A 15,666-nucleotide genomic window follows, 5' to 3' on the forward strand; every position below is an offset into this window, starting at 1 on the left:
GGCTCCAGCACCGCAAGCAAGCGGGGCAGCGGCTTCGCCCGACTCGCCGGGAGCGGCTGAAGCGGAAGAAGCTGCCGAGGCCACACCACACGCACCCGAGCTGGTGCTGGAGAAATTTATAGCCTTCAAATGCGAAATTTCGGTCATTGCCGCCCGCAGCGCATCGGGTGAAGTTAAGAGCTTCCCGCCCGCAGAGAACATCCACGTGGACAATATCCTGCACCTCTCGATTGTACCTGCCAGGGTGCCGGAGGAGATTCAGCGGCGGGCCTGCGAGCTGGCCGAGAAGATCGTCTCCGGCATGGATTCCGTCGGACTGCTGGCTGTGGAGATGTTCGTGACGGAGGACGGAGAGCTGTTCGTTAACGAGCTGGCTCCGCGCCCGCATAATTCCGGGCATTATACAATGGATGCCTGCGTAACCTCGCAGTTCGAGCAGCATGTGCGGGCGATCTGCAATCTGCCGCTGGGCGATACGACATTGCTTACGCCTGTAGTCATGGTGAATGTGCTCGGCCAGCATCTGGAGGGTGCCATTCAGGCGGCCTGCAGTGCGGACGAAGAATCAAACCGGCTTGGGGTATCCCCTAAGCTTCATATATATGGCAAGACTGAGAGCAAGACCGGCCGCAAAATGGGCCATATCAACCTGCTCTGCAAGGATACCGAAGACGGATTGTCCTGGGTAGAGCAAACTAACCTTTGGAGGAACTGACAAGCTATGATCGAACGTTACAGCAGACCTGAGATGCGGGCCATTTGGACCGAAGAAAATAAATTCAACGCGTGGCTGGAAGTTGAAATTTGCGCCTGTGAGGCTTGGGCCGAGCTGGGAGTTATCCCGCATGAGGATGCCGCGAAGCTGCGCAAGGACGCCAAATTCGACATCGCGCGGATCGACGAAATTGAACAGGAAACGCGTCATGATGTGATTGCTTTTACCCGTGCAGTATCGGAGAGCCTGGGTGCAGAACGCAAATGGGTGCATTACGGACTGACCTCCACGGACGTTGTCGATACGGCGCTTGGCTACCTGCTGCGTCAGGCCAACGAAATTCTGGAGCAGGATATCATCCGGTTCATTGAGATTCTTAAAGATAAGGCAGTAGCTTACAAGAATACCCCGATGATGGGCCGTACACACGGCGTACACGCTGAGCCAACGACTTTTGGACTCAAGATGGCGCTCTGGTATGAGGAAATGAAGCGTAATCTGGAGCGTTTCCGTCATGCGGCGAGCGGCGTCCAATTCGGTAAAATCTCCGGGGCTGTCGGCACCTATGCCAACATCGACCCGTTCGTTGAAGAATTTGTCTGCCGCAAGCTGGGCACCAGCCCGGCACCGATCTCCACGCAGACGCTGCAGCGTGACCGTCATGCGGAATACATGGCTGCGCTGGCACTGGTCGCCACTTCGCTGGACAAGTTCGCTACTGAAATCCGCGCTTTGCAGAAGAGTGAGATCCGCGAGGTTGAGGAAGCTTTTGCCAAAGGTCAAAAGGGTTCATCCGCTATGCCGCATAAACGCAACCCGATCGGCTGCGAGAACATCTCCGGCCTGTCGCGCGTGATCCGCGGCCATATGGTTACAGCTTACGAGAATGTGCCGCTGTGGCATGAACGCGATATCTCGCATTCCTCGGTAGAACGGATCATCCTGCCGGATGCGACCATGCTGCTGAACTATATGCTGAACCGCTTCGGCAATATCGTGAAGAACCTGACCGTGTTCCCGGAAAATATGAAGCGCAACATGAACCGCACCTTCGGTGTTCCGTTCTCCGGCCGCATCCTGACGAAGCTGATCGACAAAGGCTTCAGCCGCGAGCAGGCATACGACACTGTACAGCCGCGTGCGATGCAGGCTTGGGAGGAACAAACCCAGTTCCGTGACATCGTTGAAGCTACACCGGAAATCACTGCCGTGCTTAGTCCGGAAGAGATCGAGGATGCTTTCAATCCTTCCTGGCACCTCAAGCATGTGGACACCATCTTCCGCAAGCTGGAGCTTATCTAATTAAAAAAGGTGAGTCAGTGGTGAACTGATGAGCTGGAGAAGATATGGGCGGAGCGATGGGGAGTAAGTTGTTCTGGAGCGTTAAGCGACAGAAATGAGTTGAATGGGCCTGTTAATAAGGAACGGAGAGGAATTTTGGAACTGGAGAAGCGTCAGCGTTCGCCTGAAAGCTTTCCGAAGGAAAGCTCGCTACGGAAGCATATGCTATGTTTGGATTTCTACCGCTAACAGCGGTTCAAATCAGGAAATTCAAACATAACAGCGATCGGAAGTCCAAAATTTTTTGTAGTGTTACCGATTAACTAGCCGTTCAGTTCATATCTCAAGCAAAGCGGAGAATGGCAGCGCCCCAGGCGCTTTTAGCCCAAATATAAGCAAGATCATTTGTTCAAGGGAGGAAAGGTCATGACATCAACGGCTGTATCCACTGCCGTGGAACTCGTAAATGCGCCGCTGCTCTACAAAGGTAAGGTTCGTGAGCTGTACGATTTGGGGGATGAGGTACTGATTGTCGTTACGGACCGTATTTCCGCATTTGATTACGTGCTGGACCCGGCAGTGCCGGACAAAGGCAATGTGCTTAACCGGCTTAGCGCGTTCTGGTTCGGTCAGACCAAGGAGCTCATTGAGAACCATGTGGTTCATATCGACGTGGACCGGCTCGGGGATATTGTGCGGGAACGCGAAGTGCTGAAGAACCGCATCATGGTTGTCCGCAAAGCAGAGCGGATTGATATCGAATGTGTCGTGCGCGGCTGCATTACCGGCGGCGGCTGGCGGCAGTATCAGGAGACCGGCAAAGTGAACGGCATCGAGCTTCCCAAAGGGCTGCGCAAGAATGCGGTGCTGACCGAGCCGATTTTCACACCGGCAGCAAAGAATGATGTCGGCCATGATGAGGACATTCCTTTTGAGCAGATGCAGGAGCTGATTGGCGCGGAGCTTGCACTGGAGCTGAAGGAGAAGAGCCTGAAGCTGTTCGCTTTTGCCAGAGAATATTGTAAAGACCGCGGCATCATCCTCGCCGATTGCAAATTCGAGTTCGGGCTGCTGGACGGCAAGGTCATCCTGATTGACGAGATTTTCACACCGGATGCTTCCCGCTTCTGGGCCAAGGACAAATACGCGCTGGATATCGAGATCGACAGTATGGACAAGGAGCCTGTACGGACTTACCTTTCGGCATCCTCCTGGGATAAGAACAGCACGCCAGACCCGCTGCCGGTTGAAGTGGTGGAAGAGACTTCACGCCGTTACCTGGACATTTATCACCGTCTTACCGGAAAGTCCTTATAGATTATCCAATGACCTGCTCTAAGCTGCTGCAGCCAAACTTTTAAATGCATTTTCTGCAGTTATTTTGCACAAAAGAAGGATCGCTTAGGGTTTAACTGTATCTGATACAACTAAAATGTGTAAAATGGCCTGAAAAGCAGATTTTCAGAGAAATAGCTGTACGAAATGCAACTATAGTTATTTTCACAGGAGATATTGAGATTATAGCTGTACATTATGCAGTTAAGTTAGTTGCCCGCAGTGAAGTGAGTTGTTGCAGCTCACCGTTAGAGGTTAGCACATCGTTGTAATGTTGAGTTACGGTAAGTTTTCATTCCAGGTACCCAGTCCAGCTCATTAAATTTTAGGAGGAACTACAAGCGTATGTTAAAAGCGACAGTCTACGTCACCATCAAGAAAAGCGTGCTCGATCCCCAAGGTGTAGCCGTGCAAGGGGCGCTGCATTCCGTAGGTTTTCAGGAAGTTGAAAGTCTGCGTATCGGCAAATATATGGAGCTGACCCTCGATACCGACAACCGCGCTGAAGCGGAAGGACGCCTCAAGGATATGTGCGAGAAGCTGCTGGCCAACACGGTGATCGAGGATTACCGCTACGAATTGGAGGACTAAAAGTCATGAAATTTGCTGTACTTGTCTTTCCAGGCTCCAATTGTGACATTGACTGCTACAAAGCAGTAGAAGACAGCCTAGGCGAACCTGTGGATTATGTGTGGCATACGGCGACAGATCTGTCGGCTTATGACTGCATTCTCGTGCCGGGCGGTTTCTCTTATGGTGACTATCTGCGCTGCGGCGCAATTTCCAGGTTCGCTCCGGTGATGGCTGAAGTAGCCAAAGCGGCGGAGCAGGGCAAATTCGTGCTCGGCATCTGCAACGGGTTCCAAATCCTGACCGAAGCCGGCCTCTTGCCAGGCGCTCTGCGCCGCAACATGTCGATGAAGTTCCGCTGTCATGACACGGTGCTTAAGGTAGTGAACAACACAACTCCGTTTACGATCGACTATGCGCAGGATGAAGAAATCGTCATTCCGATCGCGCATGGCGAAGGCAATTACTATTGTGATGAAGAGACGCTGGCTGAGCTCAAAGCTAATAATCAAATCGTATTTACTTACAGCGACAATCCGAACGGTTCAGTCGCCGATATCGCCGGAGTCAGCAATGTAGCGGGCAATGTGGTTGGTATGATGCCTCACCCGGAACGTGCAGCGAACAGCCTGCTTGGTTCGGAAGACGGCAAACGGATGTTCACATCCATTCTTACATCGTGGAGGGATCGTTATGACGCAGCAAGTATCCGCTAAGGAGCCGACCGCAGAGCAGATCGCGGAGCAGAAAATCTACAGTCAGTTCGGTGTATCGGACAGCGAATATGAGCTCATTACTTCCTTCATGGGACGTAAGCCTAACTATACAGAAATCGGTGTGTTCAGCGTGATGTGGTCTGAGCATTGTGCCTATAAGAACTCGAAGCCGCTGCTGAGCCGTTTCCCGACAAGCGGACCAAAGGTGCTGATGGGACCGGGCGAAGGCGCAGGGATTGTTGATATCGGAGACAACCAGGCGGTTGTTTTCAAAATAGAGAGCCACAACCATCCATCGGCAGTTGAGCCTTATCAGGGCGCGGCGACCGGGGTGGGCGGGATTATCCGCGATATTTTCTCCATGGGTGCAAGACCGGTGGCGCTGCTGAATTCCCTGCGTTTCGGGAAGCTTGAGAGCGACCGGGTAAAATATCTGTTCGAGCATGTTGTGTCCGGGATCGCAGGCTACGGCAACTGTATCGGCATCCCTACTGTCGGCGGGGAAATTATGTTCGATGACAGCTATGACGGCAATCCGCTGGTTAATGCGATGTGCGTGGGCCTGATTGATCACGATAAAATCCAACGCGGTGTCGCCAAAGGGGTAGGTAATCCCGTATTCTACGTGGGTCCTCCTACAGGCCGTGACGGCATTCATGGTGCGACCTTCGCCTCGGTTGAGCTCAGTGAAGAGTCAGAAGCGAAACGTACGGCGGTACAGGTTGGCGATCCATTCATGGAGAAGCTGGTGATGGAATCCTGCCTGGAGCTGATCGACAGCGGTATCGTCCTCGGTATTCAGGATATGGGAGCCGCAGGACTTACCTGCTCCAGTGCGGAAATGGCAAGTAAAGCAGGCAACGGTCTGGAGCTGTATCTGGATCAGGTGCCGCAGCGCGAAGACGGCATGACGCCTTATGAAATGATGCTCTCGGAATCCCAGGAGCGGATGCTGTTCGTAGTTGAGCCTAAGGATGAAGCACAGGCACAGGAAATCTTCGACCGCTGGGGCGTGATTTGCCGCAAAGTGGGTAAGGTAACGGATGACGGCCGCCTGAAGCTGTTCCATCACGGTGAAGTGGTCGGCGACATGCCGGTAACAGCTCTGGTTGATGAATGTCCGATTTATAACAAACCATCGGCAGTTCCTGCTTACTATGAGGAGAATGCCTCGGTGGATACGCTTCGCTATGATGAAGTAACCGATCTGGGCGGCGCCCTGCGCACCGTACTGGGATCACCTACAGTGGCCAGCAAAGCATGGGTATATAACCAATATGATTATATGGTGCGGACCAGCACGGCCGTTCGTCCGGGTTCCGATGCAGCAGTGGTAACCATCCACGGCACACGCAAAGCTCTGGCGATGACTACGGACTGTAACGGACGTTATGTCTATCTCGATCCTGAAGTGGGCGGACGGATTGCTGTCAGCGAAGCCGCGCGCAATATTGTCTGCTCCGGTGCCCAGCCGCTGGCGATTACGGATAACCTGAATTTTGGCAGTCCGGAGAAGCCGGAAATCTTCTGGCAGATGGAACGTGCGGTAGACGGTATGGCTGAAGCCTGCCGTGTGCTTGATACCCCTGTAATTGGCGGTAACGTCAGTCTCTACAATGAAAATGCTTCAGGAGCTATCTATCCGACACCGGTTGTCGGCATGGTGGGTCTTGTAGAAGATACCGATCATATTACAACTCAGGCCTTCAAGCAGGAAGGCGATTCGATTCTGTTGCTTGGTGTTACAAAAGCAGAGCTAGGCGGAAGTGAATTCCAGTATGCTGTTCACGGCCTGACCGAAGGACGTCCGCCAGAACTCGATCTGGCAACGGAACGCAAGCTGCTGGATGCCGTACTTGCTGCGATCCGCAGCGGGCTGGTCCGCTCGGCCCATGACCTGTCGGAAGGCGGCCTGGCCGGAGCACTGGCAGAGAGCTGCATCAGCGGCAAAACCGGAGCGAATATTGAACTTTCTGCCGGCGGACTGCGTCCAGATGTGGCGCTGTTCAGCGAGAGCCAATCCCGGATTATCCTAACTTCTGCGCCTGACCGTGCGGAAGAACTGAAAGCGGCGGTTGCCGCATACGGCGTACCTGTAGAGATTATTGGAACTGTTGGCGGAGACCGCCTGCGTGTTACGCTGGACGGCGCGTCTGCACTGGATGAAGCAGTTACTGAACTTAAGACCATTTGGGAGGATGCTATTCCATGTCTTATGAAATAAAGACCGGGAAAGAGCAGGAAGCCCCTATCCTGTGGACCGGCGACTTTTACAACGAAGGAACGGGCTCGGGAGATATTTTTGACACGTTAAAAGAAGAATGCGGCGTCTTCGGGGTCTTCGGACACCCGGAAGCCGCTTCCATGTCCTATTACGGTCTGCATGCCCTGCAGCACCGGGGCGAAGAGAGCGCGGGCATCTGCGTAGCGGATGGGCGCGACTTCAACTATCACCGGGGCATGGGCCTGGTGAAGGAAGTATTCGATAAAGACAAGATCGCTTCGCTGATCGGGGATATGTCCATCGGACATGTGCGTTATTCCACCAGCGGAGACAGCCGGCTGACCAATGCGCAGCCGCTGGTCTTCAAATACCGTGACGGTGATCTCGCGATTGCCACAAACGGCAACATCGTGAATGAACCTCTGATCCGTAAACAGCTGGAGCAGGGTGGCTCAATCTTCCAGACCACCAGTGACACCGAGGTGCTGGCGCATCTGATCGCGCGTTCGCAGAAGGATTTTGTCGAAGCCACGAAGGATGCCCTGGCCCAGCTTGTCGGCGGTTTCGCCTTCCTGCTGATGACTAATGACAAGCTGATTGTTGCTTCTGACCCGCATGGCTTGCGTCCCTTAGTGATGGGCCGGCTGGGCGAAGCTTACGTCTTCGCTTCCGAATCCTGTGCACTCGAAGTCATCGGCGCTAAGCTGGTGCGCGATATTGAGCCGGGTGAGCTGCTCGTGCTGGATAAGGATGGTTTCCGGGAGGACCGCTTCGCGGAACCTAAACGCAAAGCACTGTGCGCGATGGAATACATCTACTTCGCCCGCCCGGACAGTGATCTGAACGGCTCCAACCTGCACTCCGCCCGCAAGCGGATGGGCAGCCGGATGGCGCTCGAAGCCTTCGTGGATGCCGATATCGTAACCGGCGTGCCGGATTCCAGTATCTCTGCAGCCATTGGCTACGCTGAGCAGACTGGCATCCCGTACGAGCTTGGACTGATCAAGAATAAGTATACCGGCCGGACCTTCATCCAGCCGAGCCAGGAGCTGCGTGAGCAGGGCGTGAAGATGAAGCTCAGCGCGGTGCGCCGTGTCGTGGAAGGCCAGCGTGTAGTGATGATCGACGATTCCATCGTGCGCGGCACGACCTCGCGCCGGATCGTTAATCTGCTGCGCGAGGCCGGAGCGGCTGAGGTTCACGTGCGGATCACCTCACCACCGTTCAAGAATCCCTGCTTCTATGGCATCGATACCCCGGACCGCCGCGAGCTGATCGCCTCTTATAAGACGATCGCCGAGATGTGCGAGGAGATCAATGCAGATTCACTTGCGTTCCTCTCACCTGATGGACTGATCCAGTCCATCGGCGGCTATAATAGTGACGATTACAAAGGCGGACTATGCCTGTCCTGCTTCGATAATGATTACCCGACGCAGGTGGATTTCGGCGGGGAAGAGAAGGACGGATGCTCGTGCTAGGTGGGACCATCCCCCTAAGTCAGTGGTGCCCATCCCCCTAAGTCGTAGGCCCATCCCCCTAAGTCCCCCTTGCGAAGGGGGATTCCGGAGGGCGCTGCCCTCCGGCCACCCGAAAGTTTGGTGGTAGGAGTTTGCTCTAAACTTGCTAAGAGGGCGTGGGTGCGGGTGCCCGCTTTGTCCCTGTGTGCTGCGCACGGCCGGGACACGCTTTACGGCGCTGCGCGCCCTGGCGGCATGCTGCCCGCCGGCCCGGCATGCTGCCCGCCGGCCCTGGCTCCAGAACCTGTCCTGTTTGCTGCCGCAAATCCGGAGGTTCTGTCGCCTAAGGGCACGCACGGCTTTGCCCCGTACGCTTGGAGGCGCTGTGCGAAGCCCAGCGCCGAAACATTGCTGCTGTGCAAGGCGCGAAATTTCGGCTTGCGGCATGGGTTTGACCCCGGTGGTTGGAGTCATGAAGAGGAATTTTGGAACTGTAGGAGCGTCAGCGTTCGCCTTTATATTTGGATTTCTACCGCAAATTGCGGTTCAAATCAGGAAATCCAAATATAACAGCGGCCGGAAGTCCAAATATTCTTCGTAATGACGACTATAACCACCACCCAAATCCCTGCCGCCCCGAACCCGCGCTCTAAACTAATTTAAATGAGGTGTCCAAAAGTGTCGGAAGCTTATAAAAACGCCGGAGTGGATATTGCGGCTGGCAATGAAGCGGTAGAACGCATGAAGAAGCATGTGAAGCGCACCTACCGTCCTGAAGTGATGACGGAGCTGGGCGGATTCGGCGCACTGTTTGGCCTGAATAAGGACAAATATGAAGAGCCGGTCCTCGTATCGGGAACGGACGGCGTGGGTACGAAGCTCAAAATCGCGTTCGCAGCGGACCGCCACGACACGATTGGCATCGATGCCGTAGCCATGTGTGTAAATGACATCGTAGTGCAGGGCGCAGAGCCGCTGTTCTTCCTCGACTATCTGGCCTGCGATAAGGTAGTGCCGGAGAAGATCGAGGCGATCGTTGCCGGAATCGCCGAAGGCTGCCATCAGGCAGGCTGCGCCTTGATTGGCGGCGAAACGGCCGAGATGCCGGGGATGTATTCGGCTGGCGAGTATGATATCGCCGGGTTTACCGTAGGGGTTGCCGACAAAGCGAAGCTCGTCACCGGCGCGGACATTGCACCGGGAGACACGGTGATTGGTCTGGCTTCCAGCGGCATTCACAGCAACGGATTCTCGCTGGTGCGCAAGCTTTTGCTGGAGGAAGACGGCTACGGACTGAATGATGTAGTGCCTGAACTGGGCGCTCCGCTCGTGGATGTGCTGCTCGCTCCAACCAAAATCTATGTGAAGCCGCTGCTGGCCCTGCTGGAACAGCTTCCGGTTAAAGGCATGGCCCATATTACCGGAGGCGGGTTCATCGAGAATATTCCGCGCGTACTGCCTGAGAATGTAAATGTAGAGATTAACTACGGCTCTTGGCCGATTCAGCCAGTCTTTGCTTTGATGCAGAGTAAAGGCAATGTAAGCAACCGCGATATGTTTACCACCTTCAATATGGGGATTGGCCTTGTACTGGTGGTGGCTGAAGCGGACGGAGCGCGCGCGCTGGAGCTGCTGAAAGCTGGCGGGGAAGAAGCTTATCGTATCGGCATTGTAACAGAAGGTGAACGCAAGGTTACCTTTACGGGGGCTGAAGTCTGATGGAGTGGAGCCGGATCGCTGTATTTGCTTCGGGGCAGGGCAGCAATTTCGCCGCACTGGTCCAGGCGCAGCAGGAGGGGAAGCTCGGCGGAGGCAGCATAGAGCTGCTGGTCTCAGACAAGCCGGAAGCGCCTGTGGCACAGCGGGCGGAGGAAGCGGGAATTCCCGCCCTCCTGCTGCGGCCGAAGGACTTCGCGGGCCGTGAACTGTACGAGGCAGCAATTGTTGCGGAGCTTCAGCGCCGGGACATCGGACTGATTGTCCTCGCCGGGTATATGCGGCTGATCTCACCGGTGCTGCTTGAGCCTTACGCCGGGCGGATCATCAACATCCATCCGTCGCTTTTGCCGGCCTTTGCAGGTAAGGATGCGATTGGCCAGGCGCTGGATTATGGCGTGAAGCTGACGGGAGTGACGGTGCATTTTGTCGACGGCGGCATGGATACCGGACCGGTTATTGCCCAGCGCAGCGTTGAGGTGAAGCCGGGAGACACAGCCGATTCACTTGCAGAACGTATCCACCAGGTAGAGTACGGACTGTATCCTGAAGTGGTTGCTGCTTTTGCCGCTGGGAAAGTAGAATTAAACGGAAGAATGACGACAATCGGCGAATAATAGCAGATGCCATACCAGCCGGATCTGACACACACAAAAATGTATTTCAGGCAGGTGCGGCTGATTCTGATATTTCTCGGGAAATATTGCACAAAGTCTGCAGGATGTCGGACTGGCTGGCTAAGCAGTTTGAAATTGCCGGAATTGCGGGCTTGCTGACATGCCGGTTGATGTCGATTTAGCAGTTGGATTCACTCCACTTAATTTGTCTGAATACCAGTGATCGCGGAACGTAATTGGAAAAAGTACAACTAATTCTGGCGTTCGTAGGCTCTAAGGCGCATATGGCATCATTTAGATGGACAATTTCCAACTAGTTTCTATCCGGCTGATAAAAAGCCGAAATTAAATGACGTAAATCCACTTATTTTATAAACACTATAAACCCAAGTTATAAGCACGGGCTAACCGGCGACAATGATCCTGCGATCATAGGCCACAACCTAATCTAGCGTGAATCCAGAGGAGGACTATTCAAAGTGAGTATTAAAAGAGCGCTGGTCAGCGTATCGGACAAACAGGGCATCGTGGATTTTTGCCGCGAGTTGTCTGCACTAGGCGTAGAAATTATCTCCACAGGCGGCACCAGCACACTTCTGGCTAAAGAAGGCGTTCCGGTCATCGGTATTTCCGAAGTAACGGGCTTCCCCGAAATTATGGACGGACGTGTCAAAACGCTGCATCCCGCTGTACATAGCGGCCTTCTTGCGGTTCGTGATAACGAGGAGCACACGCGGCAGATGAACGATCTTGGACTCGACTACATCGACCTTGTAGTGGTGAATCTGTATCCGTTCGCGGAGACCATTGCCAAGCCGGATGTGTCATATGAGGAAGCTATCGAGAACATCGATATCGGCGGACCTACGATGCTGCGTTCGGCGTCGAAGAACCATGCTTTTGTCAGTGTGGTAGTGGATGCGGCTGATTATGCTACAGTGCTTGAGGAAGTGCGTGCAAATGGAGATACCACCCTTGCAACCCGCAAACGTCTTGCGGCCAAAGTCTTCCGCCACACGGCGGCTTACGATGCCCTGATTGCCGATTATCTGGCGAATGTAACCGGTGAACCGCTGCCGGAGCGCTATACTGTCACTTATGAGAAAATCCAGGATCTGCGTTACGGGGAGAACCCGCATCAGAAGGCTGCATTCTACCGCAAGCCGCTGGCTGCGCAGGATACACTCACCGCTGCTGAGCAATTGCACGGCAAGGAGCTGTCCTACAACAACATCAACGATGCGAATGCCGCGCTCCAGATTGTCAAAGAGTTCGAAGAACCGGCTGTTGTAGCTGTTAAGCATATGAATCCTTGCGGCGTAGGCGTGGGGGCGAGTGTATATGAGGCTTATCAAAAAGCGTACAATGCTGATCCAACCTCCATCTTCGGCGGAATTGTAGCAGCGAACCGGATCATTGATGAGGATACGGCTAATATGCTGAAGGATATTTTCCTTGAGATCGTGCTGGCTCCGGGCTTCACGGATGAAGCGCTGGAAATCCTGACGAAGAAAAAGAATATCCGCCTGCTCAAGCTGGGCAACCTCAGCACGGCGGCTTCCCGCAAAACCAGCTTTGTCGTAACCTCCATTGAAGGGGGAATGGTTGTGCAGGAAAGTGACGTCCATTCCGTGAATCCGGAGGAGCTGCAGGTCGTAACCGACCGCAAACCAACGGAAGAAGAGCTGAAGCAGCTGCTCTTCAGCTGGAAGGTGGTTAAGCATGTGAAGTCGAACGCGATCGTGCTGGCGGCTGATAATATGACCGTAGGCGTAGGTGCAGGACAGATGAACCGTGTCGGCGCGGCTAAGATTGCGATCGAGCAGGCTGGAGAGAAATCCAAAGGCTCCGTGCTGGCTTCCGATGCCTTCTTCCCGATGGGAGATACACTGGAGATGGCTGCCGAGGCTGGTATTACGGCAGTTATTCAGCCGGGCGGCTCGATTAAGGACGAGGAATCCATTAAGGTTGCTAATGAATACGGCATTGCCATGGTCTTCACCGGCGTTCGCCACTTCAAACACTAGAACGCTGGGAGGGTAACATACTTATGGATATTTTAGTGGTCGGCGGCGGCGGCCGGGAGCATGCGATCATCTGGAGCTTAACCCGCAGTCCCAAGGCCGGTAAAATCTACTGTGCACCCGGCAACGCCGGGATTGCGCAGCTTGCGGAATGTGTGCCGATCGGTGTATTTGAGTTCGATAAGCTGACTGCTTTTGCCAAGGAACGGGAGATCGGGCTGGTCGTTATCGGACCGGATGATCCGCTGGCAGCAGGGATTGTGGATGCTTTTGAAGCACAGGACATTCCTGTATTCGGCCCGCGGAAGAATGCGGCAGAAATCGAGGGCAGCAAGACCTTCATGAAGGATCTGCTGCATAAGTACAGCATTCCGACAGCGGCGTATGAGAAGTTCAGCGATTATGGGACTGCACTTGCCTATCTGCGTACTCAGGAGCTGCCGATTGTAATCAAGGCGGACGGACTGGCCGCAGGCAAAGGTGTGACCGTGGCGTATTCCCTTGAGGAAGCGGAGGCGGCTCTGCAGGATATCATGGTGGCTAAGGTGTTCGGTGAAGCCGGCGCACAGGTCGTGATTGAGGAGTTTCTGGCCGGGCAGGAAATGTCGATTCTGGCCTTTGTGGATGGCGAAACAGTGCGGCCGATGGCGGCTGCGCAGGATCATAAGCCGGTATTCGACGGCGATAAAGGACCTAATACGGGAGGTATGGGGACATACTCCCCGCTTCCGCATATCGATGAGGCTATTATCCGCGAAGCGGTGGAGACCATCATCGAGCCGACGGCCAGAGCCATGGTTGCTGAGGGGCGCCCCTTCAGCGGCGTGCTGTTCGCAGGGCTTATGATCTCGCCGGACGGCAGACCGAAGACGATAGAATTCAATGCCCGCTTCGGTGATCCCGAGACGCAGGTTGTTCTTCCACGGCTACAAAGCGACTTGCTGGAGATCTTTCTGGCTGTTACAGAAGGCAGGCTGGCGGATATTCAGATTGAATGGAGCGATGAGGCCGCAGTCTGCGTGGTCCTGGCTTCGGAAGGTTATCCCGGTCCGTATCCGAAGGGTGTGCCGATTAGCGGACTTGAAGCGGACACGGACAGACTGGTCTTCCATGCGGGAACCGCACGCGGTGAGGATGGCAGCTGGGTAACCAGCGGCGGCCGGGTGCTTGGAGTTGTAGGCATGGGGCCTACGATTGCCGAAGCGCGTGCAGCAGCATATGCCAGTGCCGGAAAGATCACCTTCCCGGGCAAACAGTGCCGGAGTGACATCGCTATGAAAGCTCTGATCTGAGGATAAAGCACTGTATTTTAGCCAGAGAAGAGTGCGTATGCTTTGGGGCCAATGCAAATTACCCGTATATTCATCGAAGCTAAAGCCCCACTTTGCGGGGGGAGTTTATGCTATTAGTCCCAAAAAAAGGACTGACAAGTAGTAGGAGAAGTGCTATAATACAACTCGTACGGGGGAAAATGTGCGGATATATACAGATAAAGGGTCTTTCCTTTCATGGAAAGGCCTTTTTTAAAATTTAAAAGGACGGCCAAGCCGTTTCCACTTGCTGAATGTTCAGGGGATATAGAAAACCCCATGCCGGGAAATGATACTTAAATAATAAGTACAATAACAGCGATGCCGTTTTTTACGGATGCTTAGTTACAGATTTAAGGGGGAATTGTTTTTGAGTAAGGTCGGAAGAAATGACTTATGCCCATGCGGAAGCGGGAAAAAATATAAGAAGTGCTGCTTGGATAAAGAAACGTCAGCGGTCGAATCCATACTGCGGCTGGTAACGACGGAGGATGCGGCAGCACAAGAGGCTGTATTCAGCGAATCCGTACAGGAACAGTCAGCAGCGGAGGCTGCTATACGTACCGAGAGTAAGCTTACACTGCCCAAGCTGAAAAAGATGGTCGCACGCGAACTGAAATGGGAGCATCCGGCCCATGAACAGCTGGCGCTGCAGCTCATTGAGAGCATGAGAAATCAATACGACCGGGAACTGATTCTGGAAGCCCTTGTGCTGTGGAATGGTTTCTCCCGGCAGACCAAACCTGCGGTGAAGAAAGCCGGCTCGTTCTGCGCGGCCATCGAATATCTGCTATCAGAGGAATACGGCTTCATGCTGTCGCAGACGGATCTTGCCGATAAATACGAAGTTACGGCGGCCACCATCTCCCGTAAAGTCAAAGAATTATATAATTATGTCGAAGAATACGGAATGGGCGGAGAAGCTGATGAACTGATCGCGCTAAATGGTCCGGGCACTCCCCAGGAGAAGGCGCAAGCCCTTCTGTACAAAGCGGTGGAGGCCACTTCTGCGAAACGCCGTGTTCAGCTGGCGGAGACGGCACTGGAGATTTATCCGGACAGTCCGGATGCCTATCTTATCCTGGCCGAGGAATCGGAGAATGAGCATGAGGCGCGTAAATTCCTCAAAGCGGGAATCGCTGCAGGCAGACGTGAACTGGGCGAGCTTTATTTTACCAAGAACAAAGGGTATTTCTGGGGGCTTACGGAGACCCGCCCTTATATCCGTATCTGCCAAAGCTATGCGGAATCCTGCTGGTTTGGCGGGAAGGCAGAGGAAGCAGCGGAGATTCTGGAGCATATTCTCGAGCTTAACCCGGATGATAATACCGGTGTACGCTATCTTTTGGCCGCTGTCTACTTGTACAGTAACCAGTTGAAGGAAGCGGAGCGGGTGATCAAGAACTACGGGGAAGACGATGCCGCAGCGGCCTTTGCCTATGACCGGATTGTGCTGGAGTTCAAGAAGAACGGAATTACCTCGCAGCTCAAAATGCTGTACCGTGTAGCGCGCGGAGTGAACAAGCATGTGCCTGATTATCTGCTGGGTGTGAAGCGGCTGCCGCATAATCTCCCGGATTTTGTCGGAATGGGCGATTCCAATGAAGCCATTGAATATGTCATTATGCATTCGCGTTTGTGGGCAAGCATGCCGGAGCTGCTCAAATGGATGCTGAAACAATAGAACTTATACACGGA

The 15,666-nt window shown here is 54.1% G+C and carries 12 protein-coding genes; all 12 read left to right on the forward strand.

The genetic code is table 11. From position 1 onward, the window contains the following. Nucleotides 1-715, forward strand: a 715-nt coding sequence (locus QW71_RS12715) for an ATP-grasp domain-containing protein (RefSeq protein ID WP_047013767.1), incomplete at its 5' end; no start/stop codon positions are given. 6 nt (nucleotides 716-721) lie between these two features. Next, nucleotides 722-2,017 (forward strand): adenylosuccinate lyase, encoded by a 1,296-nt coding sequence (purB, locus tag QW71_RS12720; protein ID WP_039298239.1) that lies wholly within the window; start codon nucleotides 722-724, stop codon nucleotides 2,015-2,017. A 405-nt stretch (nucleotides 2,018-2,422) separates the two neighbouring features. Beyond that, nucleotides 2,423-3,313: a phosphoribosylaminoimidazolesuccinocarboxamide synthase gene (locus tag QW71_RS12725; protein WP_039298242.1), complete on the forward strand. Its 891-nt coding sequence runs from the start codon at nucleotides 2,423-2,425 to the stop codon at nucleotides 3,311-3,313. 363 nt (nucleotides 3,314-3,676) lie between these two features. Continuing rightward, complete coding sequence (gene purS, locus QW71_RS12730; RefSeq protein WP_039298247.1) at nucleotides 3,677-3,922, forward strand: phosphoribosylformylglycinamidine synthase subunit PurS; 246 nt, start codon at nucleotides 3,677-3,679, stop codon at nucleotides 3,920-3,922. A gap of 5 nt (nucleotides 3,923-3,927) precedes the next feature. Further along, the gene (gene purQ, locus QW71_RS12735; protein ID WP_039298250.1) at nucleotides 3,928-4,617 is read left to right on the forward strand and encodes a phosphoribosylformylglycinamidine synthase subunit PurQ; all 690 of its coding nucleotides are present in this window, start codon (nucleotides 3,928-3,930) and stop codon (nucleotides 4,615-4,617) included. Further along, on the forward strand, nucleotides 4,595-6,841 hold the full coding sequence (purL, locus tag QW71_RS12740) for a phosphoribosylformylglycinamidine synthase subunit PurL (protein ID WP_039298253.1): 2,247 nt from the start codon (nucleotides 4,595-4,597) through the stop codon (nucleotides 6,839-6,841). The genes purQ and purL overlap by 23 nt, the downstream gene beginning before the upstream one ends. Beyond that, nucleotides 6,826-8,322 carry an amidophosphoribosyltransferase gene (gene purF / locus QW71_RS12745; protein ID WP_039298466.1) on the forward strand — a complete coding sequence of 499 codons (1,497 nt, stop codon included), beginning with the start codon at nucleotides 6,826-6,828 and terminating at the stop codon, nucleotides 8,320-8,322. The genes purL and purF overlap by 16 nt, the downstream gene beginning before the upstream one ends. Before the next feature lie 657 nt (nucleotides 8,323-8,979). After that, the gene (gene purM, locus QW71_RS12755) at nucleotides 8,980-10,020 is read left to right on the forward strand and encodes a phosphoribosylformylglycinamidine cyclo-ligase (RefSeq protein ID WP_039298259.1); all 1,041 of its coding nucleotides are present in this window, start codon (nucleotides 8,980-8,982) and stop codon (nucleotides 10,018-10,020) included. Then, the gene (gene purN / locus QW71_RS12760) at nucleotides 10,020-10,634 is read left to right on the forward strand and encodes a phosphoribosylglycinamide formyltransferase (protein ID WP_039298262.1); all 615 of its coding nucleotides are present in this window, start codon (nucleotides 10,020-10,022) and stop codon (nucleotides 10,632-10,634) included. Before purM ends, purN begins: the two co-directional genes overlap by 1 nt. A 479-nt stretch (nucleotides 10,635-11,113) precedes the next feature. Beyond that, nucleotides 11,114-12,661 carry a bifunctional phosphoribosylaminoimidazolecarboxamide formyltransferase/IMP cyclohydrolase gene (gene purH, locus QW71_RS12765; protein ID WP_039298265.1) on the forward strand — a complete coding sequence of 516 codons (1,548 nt, stop codon included), beginning with the start codon at nucleotides 11,114-11,116 and terminating at the stop codon, nucleotides 12,659-12,661. Nucleotides 12,662-12,684: 23 nt separating this feature from the next. After that, the gene (gene purD, locus QW71_RS12770; protein WP_039298268.1) at nucleotides 12,685-13,950 is read left to right on the forward strand and encodes a phosphoribosylamine--glycine ligase; all 1,266 of its coding nucleotides are present in this window, start codon (nucleotides 12,685-12,687) and stop codon (nucleotides 13,948-13,950) included. Nucleotides 13,951-14,305: 355 nt separating this feature from the next. Further along, nucleotides 14,306-15,652 (forward strand): SEC-C metal-binding domain-containing protein, encoded by a 1,347-nt coding sequence (locus tag QW71_RS12775; RefSeq protein ID WP_152679753.1) that lies wholly within the window; start codon nucleotides 14,306-14,308, stop codon nucleotides 15,650-15,652. Nucleotides 15,653-15,666 lie beyond the last annotated feature (14 nt).

This window comes from Paenibacillus sp. IHB B 3415 (assembly GCF_000802655.2).
Classification (GTDB): domain Bacteria; phylum Bacillota; class Bacilli; order Paenibacillales; family Paenibacillaceae; genus Paenibacillus_AQ; species Paenibacillus_AQ phytohabitans.

Excerpts from the sequence above, each read along its gene's own strand:
- purF (WP_039298466.1), top strand. The coding sequence starts at position 6,826 with ATGTCTTATGAAATAAAGACCGGGAAAGAGCAGGAAGCCCCTATCCTG.
- purL (WP_039298253.1), top strand. The coding sequence starts at position 4,595 with ATGACGCAGCAAGTATCCGCTAAGGAGCCGACCGCAGAGCAGATCGCG.
- purD (WP_039298268.1), top strand. The coding sequence starts at position 12,685 with ATGGATATTTTAGTGGTCGGCGGCGGCGGCCGGGAGCATGCGATCATC.
- purS (WP_039298247.1), top strand. The coding sequence starts at position 3,677 with ATGTTAAAAGCGACAGTCTACGTCACCATCAAGAAAAGCGTGCTCGAT.
- purB (WP_039298239.1), top strand. The coding sequence starts at position 722 with ATGATCGAACGTTACAGCAGACCTGAGATGCGGGCCATTTGGACCGAA.
- QW71_RS12725 (WP_039298242.1), top strand. The coding sequence starts at position 2,423 with ATGACATCAACGGCTGTATCCACTGCCGTGGAACTCGTAAATGCGCCG.
- purQ (WP_039298250.1), top strand. The coding sequence starts at position 3,928 with ATGAAATTTGCTGTACTTGTCTTTCCAGGCTCCAATTGTGACATTGAC.
- QW71_RS12775 (WP_152679753.1), top strand. The coding sequence starts at position 14,306 with ATGCTTAGTTACAGATTTAAGGGGGAATTGTTTTTGAGTAAGGTCGGA.
- purN (WP_039298262.1), top strand. The coding sequence starts at position 10,020 with ATGGAGTGGAGCCGGATCGCTGTATTTGCTTCGGGGCAGGGCAGCAAT.